9 protein-coding genes are annotated in these 12989 nt (G+C 67.0%); 2 read left to right on the top strand and 7 right to left on the bottom strand.

The window, feature by feature from the left end; translation table 11 throughout:
- The first annotated feature begins 317 nt into the window (after nt 1-317).
- On the top strand, nt 318-944 hold the full coding sequence (locus tag V6M48_RS05860; RefSeq protein WP_332811593.1) for a DUF922 domain-containing protein: 627 nt from the start codon (nt 318-320) through the stop codon (nt 942-944).
- A gap of 63 nt (nt 945-1007) precedes the next feature.
- Here the strand turns inward: V6M48_RS05860 and dnaE are convergent, their stop codons facing one another.
- The 7 genes from dnaE to V6M48_RS05825 form a co-directional block, all read right to left on the bottom strand.
- Nucleotides 1008-4511: a DNA polymerase III subunit alpha gene (gene dnaE / locus V6M48_RS05855; RefSeq protein ID WP_332811592.1), complete on the bottom strand. Its 3504-nt coding sequence runs from the start codon at nt 4509-4511 to the stop codon at nt 1008-1010.
- A gap of 97 nt (nt 4512-4608) precedes the next feature.
- Nucleotides 4609-6612, bottom strand: a complete 2004-nt coding sequence (locus tag V6M48_RS05850; protein WP_332811591.1) for a hypothetical protein — start codon at nt 6610-6612, stop codon at nt 4609-4611.
- Between the two features lie 187 nt (nt 6613-6799).
- Nucleotides 6800-7735: a lysozyme inhibitor LprI family protein gene (locus V6M48_RS05845; RefSeq protein ID WP_332811590.1), complete on the bottom strand. Its 936-nt coding sequence runs from the start codon at nt 7733-7735 to the stop codon at nt 6800-6802.
- Nucleotides 7736-7779: 44 nt separating this feature from the next.
- Nucleotides 7780-8451: an ABC transporter ATP-binding protein gene (locus V6M48_RS05840; protein ID WP_332811589.1), complete on the bottom strand. Its 672-nt coding sequence runs from the start codon at nt 8449-8451 to the stop codon at nt 7780-7782.
- Entirely contained in the window at nt 8444-9694 is a 1251-nt protein-coding gene (locus tag V6M48_RS05835) for a lipoprotein-releasing ABC transporter permease subunit (protein WP_332811588.1), read from the bottom strand. The genes V6M48_RS05840 and V6M48_RS05835 overlap by 8 nt, the downstream gene beginning before the upstream one ends.
- Nucleotides 9691-11016 carry a proline--tRNA ligase gene (gene proS, locus V6M48_RS05830; protein WP_332811587.1) on the bottom strand — a complete coding sequence of 442 codons (1326 nt, stop codon included), beginning with the start codon at nt 11014-11016 and terminating at the stop codon, nt 9691-9693. Before proS ends, V6M48_RS05835 begins: the two co-directional genes overlap by 4 nt.
- Nucleotides 11017-11459: 443 nt before the next feature.
- Nucleotides 11460-12125: a glutathione S-transferase family protein gene (locus tag V6M48_RS05825; RefSeq protein ID WP_332811586.1), complete on the bottom strand. Its 666-nt coding sequence runs from the start codon at nt 12123-12125 to the stop codon at nt 11460-11462.
- A gap of 150 nt (nt 12126-12275) precedes the next feature.
- On the opposite strand from V6M48_RS05825, the gene V6M48_RS05820 reads away from it, so the two are divergent.
- The gene (locus V6M48_RS05820) at nt 12276-12971 is read left to right on the top strand and encodes a L,D-transpeptidase family protein (protein WP_332811585.1); all 696 of its coding nucleotides are present in this window, start codon (nt 12276-12278) and stop codon (nt 12969-12971) included.
- Nucleotides 12972-12989: the final 18 nt, after the last annotated feature.

The raw sequence follows: 12989 nt of genomic DNA, 5'->3' as shown, positions 1-12989 counted from the left end.
AATCGGGAGGGAGGATATGTCGGCCGCGACGCGGATGCATGGGGTGGGCACAAAGGTGCCTTCCCCCCCGCGCGATTTTTGGATTGGAGGAACCGAAGCCCACCCCCTGCCCCTCCCGCAAGCGGGAGGGGGGAGTGTCATCTGCGAGCAGCCTCCCCTCCCGCTTGCGGGAGGGGATTGAGGGGTGGGCACTGAGGCACCTCGCGCACCTGCCGGGCTTCGAGCAGCACGTCTTGGAAGCGCTTCATCATTGACGCAGCGGCGGGGCGCGCGGCACGGCCGTTGATGCTCTGCCGCAATCGCCCTAACCAGGGTCGATGACGCCACAGCGCCCCGCCCCGCCGACCACGTTCCTCGCCCGCCTGCGCCTGTGGGCGGCGGCATCGATCTGCGCCTTGCCGGTCGCCGCCTGCGCGAACGATCCGCGCCAGCCGGGCACGCGGGCACCGTCGCCGTTCGCGGGCATCCCGAACCTCGAACTGGCTTATTACGACGTCTCGGGGCGCACGGCGGACGAGATCCGGCGCTCGCTCGACGCGCGGCAGCCGCGCGATCCCAACGACGATATGCCCGTCGCGGCGCTCAGCAGCTGGTCGATGCACTGGAGCTGGCGCGCGCGCCCCGGCGGCGGCTGCGATCTTTCCAAGCCGTCGATCGATTTCCGCGCGCGGACCTTGCTGCCGCGGCTGGTGAGCGAGCGCGACCTCACCCCGGAGCTGCGCGCGCGCTGGCGAGCGTTCCTCGCCGCGGTCCACGCCCATGAAGCCCGCCATGTCCGCTATGCCTATGAGCATCGCAGAGACGTCATCGCCGCCATTCGGGCGAGCGATTGCGCCAACGCCGAAGCCGCGGCGGCGGCGGCGGTGCGGGCGATCGCCCAGCGCGATGTCGATTACGACCGGGTGACGCGCCACGGCACCACCGAGGGCGCGATCTTCCCCTAGCCTGCCGCGTTCGTCTTAAAGGAGACGGCTGCGATCCCGCCGATCGGGCCGTTCGAGGCGCCGTCAGGAAACCAGTGCTAGACGCGGTGCTTCGGCGACCGAGAGCCGGACCGAGGTCACGCCGTCGATCCGCTCGATCCGCGCCGCGGTTTCGGCGTCGAGCTTGAGGTCGCGGCCGAGCACCAGATCGGCGTGGCCGCCGGCGATCGGCACGCGCAATTTGAGCTGGCCGTTGCCGCCACGCTCGCCCGCGATGGCGGCGGCGAGGAGCGGCAGCACATTGTCATTCTCGATCTCGATCTCGAGCTGCAGCCGGGTGCGCTTCGAAAGGCTCTCGAACGACTGGATGCTCTTGATCGTGACGCGCGGCGCCTCCTCGCCGGGCCGGCGGTCAAGCTCGACGTTGAGCAGGCCGCAGGCACCGGTCTTGGCGGCATCCTCGATCTGCGCCGCAATCGCATCGTCGAACACGGTGGCGACGAACTGCCCCGATGCGTCGGACATCGTCGCGAGCAGATAGCGCCGGCCGCGCGCCGAGGTGCGCCAGCGCGCCTCCTCGACCAGAGCGGCCATCACCGAGGCTGAGCGGCCGCCGTCGGCGGGCGCGGGCAGCGCGCCGAGATCGGCGAAATTCTTCGCGCCATGGGCGTCGGCGAGGTGCCGATAGCGGTCGATCGGATGCGCCGAGAAGTAGAAGCCGAACGCCTCCTTCTCCTGCGCCATGCGCTGCGCCAAGGTCCAGCTTGCCGACGCGGGCATGCGGATCGGGACGACGTTGGAGCCGCCCTCGCCGAACAGGCCGCCCTGGCCGCTGATCCGGGCATCGGCCGCGCTCGAGGCATGGGCGAGGATCGTCTCGGCCGCGGCGAACACCGCCGCCCGTTCGCGCGCGACGCTGTCGAACGCGCCGCCGGCGGCGAGACTTTCGAGCTGGCGGCGGTTGAGGACGCGCGGGTCGATTCGTTCGGCAAAATCGTCGAGCGACGTGAACCCGCCGCTCGCGCGCCGTTCGTCGACCAATTGCTCCATCGCTTTCTCGCCGACGCCTTTGAGCGCGCCGAGCGCATAGCGCACGGCATGGCCTTCGCCATGGGGTTCGACGCTGAATTCGGCTTCGCTGGCGTTGATGTCGGGCGGCAGGCAGGCGATCCCGAGCCGTCGCATGTCGTCGGTGAAGATGCCGAGCTTGTCGGTCTGCGTCATATCGAAGCACATCGACGCAGCGTAGAATTCGACCGGGTGGTGCGCCTTCAGCCAGGCGGTCTGATAGGCGATCAGCGCATAGGCCGCGGCGTGGCTCTTGTTGAAGCCGTAGCCCGCGAACTTGTCGATCAAGTCGAACAGCTCGTTCGCCTTGGGCCGGTCGATCGCATGCGCGGCGCAACCGGAGACAAAGCGCTCGCGCTGCGCGTCCATCTCGCTCTTGATCTTCTTGCCCATCGCGCGGCGCAGCAGATCGGCCTCGCCGAGGCTGTAGCCGGCGAGCACCCGCGCCGCCTCCATCACCTGCTCCTGGTAGACGAAGATGCCGTAGGTCTCCTTGAGCACATCCTCGAGCATCGGGTGCGGATAGTCGATCGGCTCGCGGCCGTTCTTGCGCGCGCCGAACATCGGGATGTTGTCCATCGGGCCCGGCCGGTAGAGCGAGACGAGCGCGATGATGTCCTCGAAGCTGGTCGGCTTCACCGCCGCCAGCGTGCGGCGCATGCCTTCGGACTCGAGCTGGAACACGCCGACCGTCTCGCCGCGCTGGAGCAATTTATAGACTTCGGAATCGTCCCAGGTCAGGCGCGCGAGATCGACGTGGATGCCGCGGCGGGCAAGCATCTGCACCGCCTTTTGCAGGACGGACAGGGTCTTGAGCCCGAGGAAGTCGAACTTCACCAGGCCCGCAGCCTCGACATATTTCATGTCGAACTGAGTGACCGGCATGTCCGATCGCGGGTCGCGGTAGAGCGGCACCAGCGCGTCGAGCCGGCGGTCGCCGATCACCACGCCGGCGGCGTGGGTCGAGCTGTGGCGCGGTAGGCCTTCGAGCTTCATCGCCAGATCGAACAGCCGGCGAACGGCGAGGTCGTTCTTATATTCGGCGGCAAGCTCGGAAACGCCGTTCAGCGCCCGCTCGAGCGTCCAGGGATCGGTCGGGTGGTTGGGTATCGCCTTGGCGAGCCGATCGACCTGGCCATAGCTCATCTGCAGCACGCGGCCGGTGTCCTTTAGCACCGCGCGCGCCTTCAATTTGCCGAAGGTGATGATCTGGGCGACCCGATCGGTGCCATAGCGCTGCTGGACGTAGCGGATCACCTCCCCGCGGCGGGTTTCGCAGAAATCGATGTCGAAGTCCGGCATCGACACGCGTTCGGGATTGAGGAAGCGTTCGAACAGCAGGCCGAGGCGGATCGGATCGAGATCGGTGATCGTCAGCGCCCAGGCGACGACCGAGCCGGCGCCCGAGCCGCGGCCCGGCCCGACCGGAATGTCATTCTCCTTGGCCCATTTGATGAAGTCGGCGACGATCAGGAAATAGCCGGGAAAGCCCATCCCGGCGATGATCTCGACCTCATAGTCGAGCCGGGTGAAATAGGCTTCACGCTCCTCGGCGCGGAGGTCGTCATAAGCGGCAAGCCGCGCTTCGAGCCCATCGCGCGCGTCCCGCCGGAGCTGCTCGGCCTCGGCTTCGACGTTGCCGGCAAGGCTCGGCAGGATCGGCTTGCGCTTGGGCGCACCGACCGCGCAGCGCTGCGCGATCACCGCTGTATTGTCGATCGCTTCGGGCAGGTCCTCGAACAGCCTGCGCATCTCGGCGGGTGGCTTGATCCACGCTTCGGGCGAGGATTTGATGCGATCGTCGCGGTCGATCTGGCTCGATTGGGCGATGCACAGCATCGCGTCATGCGCCTGGTGGAATGCCGCATCGGCGTAACAGGCAGGATTGGTCGCGACGAGCGGCAGATCACGCGCATAAGCGAGATCGATCAGCGCCTCCTCGGCGGCTTCCTCGACCGGATCGCCGCGCCGGCAGAGCTCGATGTAGAGCCGGCCGGCGAACAGCTCTTGAAGACGATCGAGATAGTCGCCGGCGGCTTGCGCCTGTCCTTCGGCAAGCAATCGCGCGAGCGCGCCCTCGCCTCCCGCGGTGAGCGCGATCAAGCCATCGGTCCGGCCCTGGAGCGCGTCAAATGCAACATGCGCCGCCTCCTCAACCGGACGGCCGAGATGCGCGTCGGAGACCAAGGCGCACAGATTCTGATAGCCCTCCTCATCCTGGGCATAAAGCGCAAGCCAGTCGAGCAAGGGCGGCTTGCCCTCCGCTCCCGCGGGCCGGGCACCGCCGGGGCCAGAACCCGGCCTGGAGATCGCCAGCATCGTGCCGATGATCGGCTGCACGCCCTCGGCAGCGCAGGCGTCGCTGAACGGCATCGCGGCGTAAAGGCCGTTGCGATCGGTGAGCGCGGCGGCCGGGAAGTCGAGCTGCTTGGCGCGCTTGGCGATCGCCTTCGGCTCGATCGCGCCCTCGAGCATCGTATAGCAGGAGAAGATTCGCAGCGGGACGTAGGGCGCGGGCATGAAGACATTATGGGGTGCGGCGCCGCTCAAGGGAACACAAACCCGCGTCTTTTCCACAGCTAATGGAGCCAGCCTGGCCCATCCACCAAGCGCGGGTCTAGTAGCGGGCCTCCGCCATGATCTCGCGGATTTCGGCCATTCGATCGGTATAAGCGGATTCGAGGCATGCCTCGTCGCGGCAGCGATCGCGCCAGCTGATGAAACGGTTGCGGGTTCGGGAGAGCTCGGCCCGCGTCCAGCCATCGGCATCGCTCATCGCGGCCGCCATCAGCGACGCAGTCCGGCGGTCGAGCGCAGCCAGGCGCCGGTCGGAGCAAATCAGATACTGGCTCGGTGTCCGGCTGAAGCTGCAGCTGGAGCGCGACGCGCTGCGAAGCGGCGTCGCCACAGGTTTGGGCGCCGCGACTTGCTGGACCAGATTTGGCTTCGGCTTCGGCGCAGGCTCGGATTTCGGTGTCGGCGTCGCCTGCGCGAGCTGCGAAGTGATCGGCTTCGTCGCCTTTGCCTTGCCGGATGCTTTGGTGATGACAGTCTGCGCGGCGGCGGGCGTGGATGGCTTTCGCGCGGATGCCAGCACCCGCTTCGCTTCCACCGGCTCGAGACGCGCCAGCACGGCCTGGAGCTCACCCAGGCGCGATGGTTTGGGCTTCGCCGCGGCACGTGCCTGCGCGACCGATTTCGCATTGGCTCCGGGCCCCTTGGCTTCGCGGATCACCTTTGGCTCGGTTCCGCGCGAGCGCTTTTCGGTCGCCGGCCGAGCCAACTGCTTGGCCTTGGCGCTGCGATCGGCGCGCGCCTCGCGCACTGGCTTGGATTTGACGGTCGCCGCAGCTTGGCGAACCCACTTTTCCGCGGATTTCGCGGCGAGCGCCGACGCCGTGGATGATTTGCCGCTCCGCTTCGCCTTCGCCTTGGCCTCGACCACCGGCTTGGCTGCGGCTTTGGCCGGCCTCTCAGCCCGCTGCGCAAGCTTGACCTTCGCCTTCGGCTCCGACCGGGCCTGCTGCACTGGCTTGGCTGCGGTTTTGGTAGGCTTCTCGGCCCGCTGCGCAAGCTTGACCTTGGCCTTCGCCTCCGACCGCACCTGCTGCACCGGCTTGGATGCAGATTTGGCCGGCTTCTCGGCCCGCTGTGCAAGCTTGTCCTTCGCCTTCGCCTCGGACCGGGCCTGCTGTACCGGCTTCGCCGTGGATTTGGCCGTCCCCGCGGCAGGCGGCACGACATCCCGCTTCGCGGAAATTTTCGCCGTCGGAAGCGGGCGCGGCCTGCCGGTGCTCGCAGCGCTCGCCACCTGCACGGGCTTGGCCAGCTGCGCCTTCACCGGAAGCTTTGGCACGGCAGCGGCTTGCCGCACCACCTTCAGCGCGGGTGCCGCCGCGGCTTTGGCGTCCCGAGCCCGTCCTTCGATTGTCTTCGGCTCGAGGGGCAGCATAGGAACGCCGGCCAGCGGCACTTCGCGGGCCGCGAGCTTGACGGGAGGCGAAGCCTCGAGCTGGTCCGCCGCGTCGTAAGCGGCCTGAAGGGTCTTGGTCGGCAACGGCTGCTGACCGTCTTCGCTTGGGAGGGGTGCGGTGCCGTCCTTCGGAAGCCACGCCAGCCGCGCCTGCTCGCCGGCAATCGGCGGACCATAAGCCTTCGCGCGAAGATCGAACGCCGCCAGCTTGTAGATGATCGGCTCGGCGCCGCGCACATGGTAGACGAGCCCGCTGCCATCGGCGGCGGGCTGGGCGGCATATTCGATATCGGCGATCAGCCGCCGTTCGCCGCCGAAGCCACGCTCCGCCCCCGGCGGCACGTCCAAGATGAAGCGGCCGCTGCAGACGGTGACGTCGAGAGTCGGATCATGGCTTTTGACGAACGGGGCCTCCATCCGCACGACGCTGTAAGCGGCGAGCGTCGCGAGATTGACCGGATCTGCGTTGCGGATCTTGATGGCCTCGTCGAAGGCATATTTGGTCAGCCGGACATAGGCGATGCGCGAAGCGCAGGCATTGTGCCGAAGCGTGTGGCGAACCTGCGCCACAGCGGCTGCGCGCGGCGATTCCTTCTTCTCCAGCTGATCGCAAGCGCCGACCGTCACCGCAGCCATGATCGCAGCCATGATCGCGGCCATGCCCGTGGTTGTCAGGCGAGCAATTGGGGATACACGCATAAAAGCCCCCCAGCCACGCAACTAAACCCCTCGAATCGCGATCTTATCCCATCGGCTGCACGAGTCAAAGCGGCATCGAGGGAGATTCCGCGCAAGTGTCTCGCCCCGAACCGGAACAGAGCGCGCGGCGGCGCTGCTATTCCCCGTCCGCCACGATGTCGCGGATCTCGCGCATCCGCCCGCCATAAGCTTCGGCGACACAGGCAGGATCGGGGCAGCGTTCACGATAGGCCAGGAAGCGGTCGCGCGTCCGGCGCAGCTCGGCCCGGGTGCGCCCATCGGCGTCCGCCATCGCCGAATAATAAAGCGATGCCATCGAGCGGTCCTGGCGCGCCAGCCCGGCGTCGCCGCACACCATCCGTTCGCTGCGCGTTTGCGCGTAACGGCAGTTGAAGCTCGGATTGGGTCCTGTGGGCCCGGCATCGCGCGCGGTTTCGATCGGGCGCGACGGCGGCGGCGGCGCGGGAGACGGCTGCGGCGGCAGCGAAGGCGGCGCTGGCGCCACGATCACATTCGTCGGATCGGTTGAAAGTGGCGGCGCAGCAGCGGCGACACGCACGGGCGGCGCGAACGGCCGGCCTTGCATGTCGAACGCCGCGAGCCTGGCGACGATCGGCTCAGCGCCGCTCATCCGGTAGGCAAAGCCGCTGCCGTCGGCTGCGGCATGGGCGGTATAGGCGATGTCCGCGACCAGCCTGCGGTCACCGCCGAAGCCGCGTTCGGCACCGGGCGGAAGCTCGAGGATGAAGCGGCCAGTGCAATTCGTCACGTTGAGCACCTCGTCGCGGCTGACGGCGACCGGCGTCTCCATCCGCACCACCGCCGAATTGGCGAGGGTCTCGAGGTTCTTGGCGTCGGCATTGGGGACGCCGATCGCCTCGTCGAACGCCATCCGCTTCAGCTTCTCATAAGCCGCCGACGAGGCGCAGGCGTCCTGCACCTCCTCCTTGCGCTCGGCGAGCTCGGCCTTCGCGACCGGCTCCTCCTTCGGCTTGAACCAGCCGCAGCCTGAGGCGGACAGAAGCACGCCGACGGCGATCGCCGACCGCATGAAAAACCAGGATTCTCGCATTGTTCGTCGCTCCACGCCTACTGGGAATGCCCGAGCCACCGTGGCTATTCGAGCACTCCGTCGTGCAAACGCATAACGCGGTCCATCTTTGCAGCGATCCGTTCATTATGCGTCGCGACCAGCGCGGCGCTGCCCTCGCCGCGGACGAGGCGCAGGAATTCGGCGAAGACGATGTCGGCTGTCGCCTCGTCGAGATTGCCGGTCGGCTCGTCGGCGAGCACCAGTGCGGGACGATTGGCGAGCGCACGCGCGACCGCGACCCGTTGCTGCTCGCCGCCCGAAAGCTGGCTCGGACGATGGGTCAGCCGTTCCGCCAGTCCCAGCGTGCCGAGCAAGGATGCGGCGCGTTCACGCGCCTGCGCCGGCTCCGCATCGCGGATCAGCTGCGGCAGCACGACATTCTCCTCCGCGCTGAAATCGGGCAGCAGATGGTGGAATTGATAGACGAAGCCGAGCGCGTCGCGGCGCAGCCGAGTGCGGGCATCGCTGTCGAGGCTTGCCGCTTCCTCGCCGTTGATGCGGATCGATCCTTCGAAGCCACCCTCGAGCAGCCCGACCGCTTGCAGCAAGGTCGATTTGCCCGAGCCCGACGGGCCGAGCAACGCGACGATCTCGCCGGCTTGAACATTGAGGTCGACCCCGCGCAGCACGTGGATCGTGACCCCCGCCTGCTCGAAGCTGCGCTTGAGGCCGGCGACGCTCAGCACCTCATTCATAGCGCAGCACCTGCACCGGATCGGTGCTCGCCGCCTTCCAGGCGGGATAGAGGGTCGCGAGGAAGCTGAAGCCGAGCGCCATGATGACGATCGCCGTCACTTCCAACGGATCGGTCTTGGACGGAAGCTCGGTCAGGAAGCGGATCGACGGATCCCACAAATTCTGGCCGGTGACGAACTGGATGAAATTGACCACCGACTGGCGGAAGAAGAGGAAGATCGCGCCGAGCAGCATGCCGGCGGCGGTGCCGAGCACGCCGATCGTGACGCCGACGGTCATGAACACCTTCATCAGCCCGCGCCGTGTCGCGCCCATCGTGCGCAGGATCGCGATGTCGCGCGTCTTGGCGCGGACCAGCATGATCAGCGACGAGAGGATGTTGAACACCGCGACGAGGATGATGATCGAAAGCACGACGAACATCGCGATGCGCTCGACCTCGAGCGCCTCGAACAACGTCGCGTTCATCTGCCGCCAGTCGACCACCGCCGCCTCGCGCGAGACCTTGGCGGCGAGCGGCGCCAGGATCGCGCCGACATTGTCCGCGTCGACGGTCTGGACCTCGACCATGCCGACCGCGTCGCCGAGCATCAGCAGGGTCTGCGCGTCCTCGATCGGCATCACCACGAACGCCTTGTCGTAATCATAGACCCCGACCTCGAAGATCGCCGCGACATTGTAGGAGACGATGCGCGGCACGGTGCCGAACGGCGTCGTCCGGCCCTGCGGGCTGATCAGGCTGATCTGGCCGCCGACCGTGGCGCCCAGCGCCTCGGCGAGCCGCGCGCCGATCGCGACGTTCTGGGTCCCCGGGCGCAAGCTGTCGAACGAGCCCGACAGCACCTTGTCCTGCAAGGTCGGGTTGCTGAGAATGTCCTCACGCTGCATGCCGCGCACGATCACGCCTTCGACCCGCCCCTCGTAGCTTGCCATCAGCGGCTGCTCGATCAGCGGCAGCGCCGAGGTCACGCCGGGCGTGGCGCGGGCCTCGCGGACGATGTCGCGCCAGTCGGGTAGGCGGCCGCCATAGCCCTGCACCACCGCATGGCCGTTGAGGCCGACGATCTTGTCGAACAGCTCGGCCCGGAAACCGTTCATCACGCTCATCACGATGATCAGCGCCGCGACGCCAAGCATCACCGCCACCAGGCTGATGCCGGCGACCAGGAAGATGAACGCCTCGCCGCGGCCGGGAAGCAGATAGCGCTTGGCGATCATGCGCTCGTAGCGGGAGAGGATCATGCGGCCGCGAGCCTGCCGAGCGCGCTCTCCGCCGAAAGCTCGTGCCGTTCGCCGGTCGCGCGCTGCTTCAGCTCGACGATTCCCTTCTCGAGACCCTTGGGACCGACGATCAGCTGCCAGGGAAGGCCGATCACATCCATTGTCGCGAACTTGGCGCCGCCCCGCTCGTCGCGGTCGTCGTAGAGCGTTTCGACGCCCGCGGCGCCGAGGCGGCGATAAAGATCGTCGCAGGCCGACGCACAGGCAGGATCGTCGGCGCGCATGTTGATCAACCCGACCTTGAAAGGCGCGACCGCATCGGGCCAGACGATGCCATTGTCGTCGTGGCACGCCTCGATGATCGCGCCGACGAGCCGCGACACGCCGATGCCGTAGCTGCCCATCTGCGGGTGGACCTGGCCGCCGTCCCTGGTCTGGACGGTCATCCCCATGCTCGCGCTATATTTGGTGCCGAACGAGAAGATGTGGCCGACCTCAATGCCGCGGCCCTCGCGGCGGCGGGCCTCGGGCACCTGGTTCCAGCGCGCCTGATCGTGCGTCTCGTCGGTCGCGGCGTACATGCCGCTCACCTGATCGAACAACCGGCTGAGGTCCTCCGCACTGCCGTAATCGACCTCCGATTGCTGCCAATCGAAGCCGTCGAACGCGCTGTCGTAAAAGACCTCGCTCTCGCCGCTTTGCGCGAGGACGATGAATTCGTGGCTGAGATCGCCGCCGATCGGCCCGCTCGCGGCCTTCATCGGCACCGCCTTGATCCCCATCCGCTGGAAGGTGCGCAGATAAGCGAGGAGCTGGGTGTAATAGCTCAGCCGTGCGCCTTCCTCGTCGAGGTCGAAGCTGTAGGCATCCTTCATCAAGAACTCGCGGCCACGCATCACCCCGAAACGCGGGCGGACCTCGTCGCGGAACTTCCACTGGATATGGTAGAGCGTGCGCGGCAGATCGCGGTAGCTCTTCGCGGCGTCGCGGAAGATCGCGGTGATCATCTCCTCGTTGGTCGGCCCGTAGAGCATCTCGCGCTCGTGGCGGTCGGTGATGCGCAGCATCTCCGGGCCGTAAGCGTCATAGCGGCCCGACTGGCGCCACAGGTCGGCCGATTGGATCGTCGGCATCAGCAGCTCGATCGCGCCGGCCTTGTCCTGCTCCTCGCGGACGATCTGCTCGATCTTCTTGAGCACCCTGAACCCGATCGGCAGCCAGGCGTAGATGCCGGCCGCGGTCTGGCGGACCAGGCCGGCGCGGAGCATCAGCTTGTGGCTGACGATCTGGGCGTCGGCGGGCGTTTCCTTGGTGACGGGCAGGAAGTAGCGGGAAAGGCGCATCGAGGAGGTCGGTCCGGCTAGAGCTGAGGTGCGCCACTCTCTAGAGGGTGACCGCCTTTTGTCGAAACACTTTGTTTCGGCAATGGTGGGTCCGGATTGTGCCTTGCTGCCCCTGCCCGATCCGCCATGTCCGCTGTGGCGGCGACGCCACAGCCGCCGCACAAATGAGCGCCAAATGAGCGATCGTCGGCGATTCCCAATGACAAGCTATTTTGCCTTGCCTAGCGTCAAGGCTCGAAACGTAAGCCGAATGGCCACGGTTCGGGGAGGGTCTAGGCCCCGCGACCTCTTGCGAGGGGAGGTAGCGAGCGGGCCAGACATTCTTCAGGGGGTTGGTGACCGGGCGACCGGATCATCACGCGGGTGCCCGGGCAGCGATGCCCGGGCACTTGTCATTTTGGGCGACTGCACACTTCGCGCGGAAACAGGATCCGCGGTGATCCTCAATAATCCGCCGGCCATTCGAGCGGGAACAAGGTGCGGTACGGCCGCGCTTCCTCGATCACCCGCGCGAACGACGGCCGCGCCAGCAGCCGCTGATAATAAGCCGACAGCGCCTCGTGGCGCTCGAACGGCACGGCGATGTTCGCGTAGAACAGCGCCGGCGCGGCAGCGCAGTCGGCGAGCGTGAAGCCGTCACCGGCGATCCAGCGGCCGCCGCGCCCAAGCTCCTCGTCGATGATGCCGTAAGCCGTCGCGATCGTCGCTTTCGCCTGCTCGACTCCGTCGGGATCGTCGCGGCCCTCGGAACGGAACTGGTCGGTCACGACCTTGGTGAGCTGCGTCGCGACATAATTGTCGAACAGGCGATCCCAAAGATGCACCCTCCTCGCCTCCTCGGGATCATCGGGAAGCAGCCGGATGGTTTCCGGCCGATGGCGGTCGAGATAATCCACGATCAGGCTCGACTCGGGCAGGATGACGTCGCTCGCCGTATCGCGCAGCACCGGGAATTTCGCGAGCGGCCACAGCCGGCTGAGCTCCGCGCGCTGGGCGGCATCGCCAAGATCGATCAGCCGCGGCTCGAACTCGATCTCCTTTTCGTAAAGCGCGATCAGCACCTTTTGGCAGAAGGAGGCGAAGGGATGATAATATAGGGTAAGCGTCATGGTCCTATTCCCTCACCGGCCATCAATAGGAACTGCCCCGATCGTCCCGAACCGAAACACGCCCGGCGCGAGGCAAGGCCTCCTATAGCCATGACGCGGCCGGCCCCATAAATTGCGGCCATACGTTCAACAGCCATGGTGATGCCGCAAATGCCGAGCCGACGGAAGAACAGGGTTGCGCTGAACGCGTTGGCCGCCGCGATCCTGGTCGCGCTGCTCGCCTCGCCTGCGCCCCCTCCCGTTTCGGCACAGATCGAAGCGCCGGCGAGGAACGTCGCGGCTCCGGTCACCACGCCAGTCACGACGCCAGTCACGACAACCGCAGCCCCTGCGCCGATCCTCGCCGCAGCGCCTGCAAAGCCGGAGTTCGCGGTCGTCTCGCCGCTTTCGCCCGACGCGCCGATCCGGCCGGGCGATTATGCCTGGAACGCGGACGGAGTGCCGGCGGGGCCGCTGACCGTCGTCATCGATCTCGAGTGGCGGTACGTCTACGTCTATCGCGGCGGGATCGAGATCGGACGCTCGTCGATGATCTACGGCGCCGACGACAAGCCGACTCCGACTGGGATCTATCCGATCCTGCAGCGCAAGCGGCACCATATCTCCAACCTCTATGGCGCGCCGATGCCTTATATGCTTCGGCTGACCAACGACGGCATTTCGATCCATGCGAGCGAAGAGATAAGGGACGAGTACGCGACCCACGGCTGCATCGGCCTGCCGGACGAATTCGCGGCCGCCTTGTTCGCCGAGGCGAAGGTCGGCGACTATGTGCTGGTCACCAAGAATTGGAAGCGCGACATCTACGGGGCGCAGCCGTTCGCCCCGATGCAGCATACGACCTGACGACAGGCGCAACCTGGG

Origin of the sequence: Sphingomonas sp. (assembly GCF_036677245.1) — a bacterium.
Taxonomy (GTDB): Bacteria; Pseudomonadota; Alphaproteobacteria; order Sphingomonadales; family Sphingomonadaceae; genus Allosphingosinicella.
This window is presented reverse-complemented; position numbering and strand designations above follow the sequence as displayed.

Excerpts from the sequence above, each read along its gene's own strand:
- V6M48_RS05825 (WP_332811586.1), bottom strand. The coding sequence starts at position 12,125 with ATGACGCTTACCCTATATTATCATCCCTTCGCCTCCTTCTGCCAAAAG.
- V6M48_RS05850 (WP_332811591.1), bottom strand. The coding sequence starts at position 6,612 with ATGGCTGCGATCATGGCTGCGGTGACGGTCGGCGCTTGCGATCAGCTG.
- V6M48_RS05845 (WP_332811590.1), bottom strand. The coding sequence starts at position 7,735 with ATGCGAGAATCCTGGTTTTTCATGCGGTCGGCGATCGCCGTCGGCGTG.
- V6M48_RS05860 (WP_332811593.1), top strand. The coding sequence starts at position 318 with ATGACGCCACAGCGCCCCGCCCCGCCGACCACGTTCCTCGCCCGCCTG.
- V6M48_RS05840 (WP_332811589.1), bottom strand. The coding sequence starts at position 8,451 with ATGAATGAGGTGCTGAGCGTCGCCGGCCTCAAGCGCAGCTTCGAGCAG.
- proS (WP_332811587.1), bottom strand. The coding sequence starts at position 11,016 with ATGCGCCTTTCCCGCTACTTCCTGCCCGTCACCAAGGAAACGCCCGCC.
- dnaE (WP_332811592.1), bottom strand. The coding sequence starts at position 4,511 with ATGCCCGCGCCCTACGTCCCGCTGCGAATCTTCTCCTGCTATACGATG.
- V6M48_RS05835 (WP_332811588.1), bottom strand. The coding sequence starts at position 9,694 with ATGATCCTCTCCCGCTACGAGCGCATGATCGCCAAGCGCTATCTGCTT.
- V6M48_RS05820 (WP_332811585.1), top strand. The coding sequence starts at position 12,276 with ATGCCGAGCCGACGGAAGAACAGGGTTGCGCTGAACGCGTTGGCCGCC.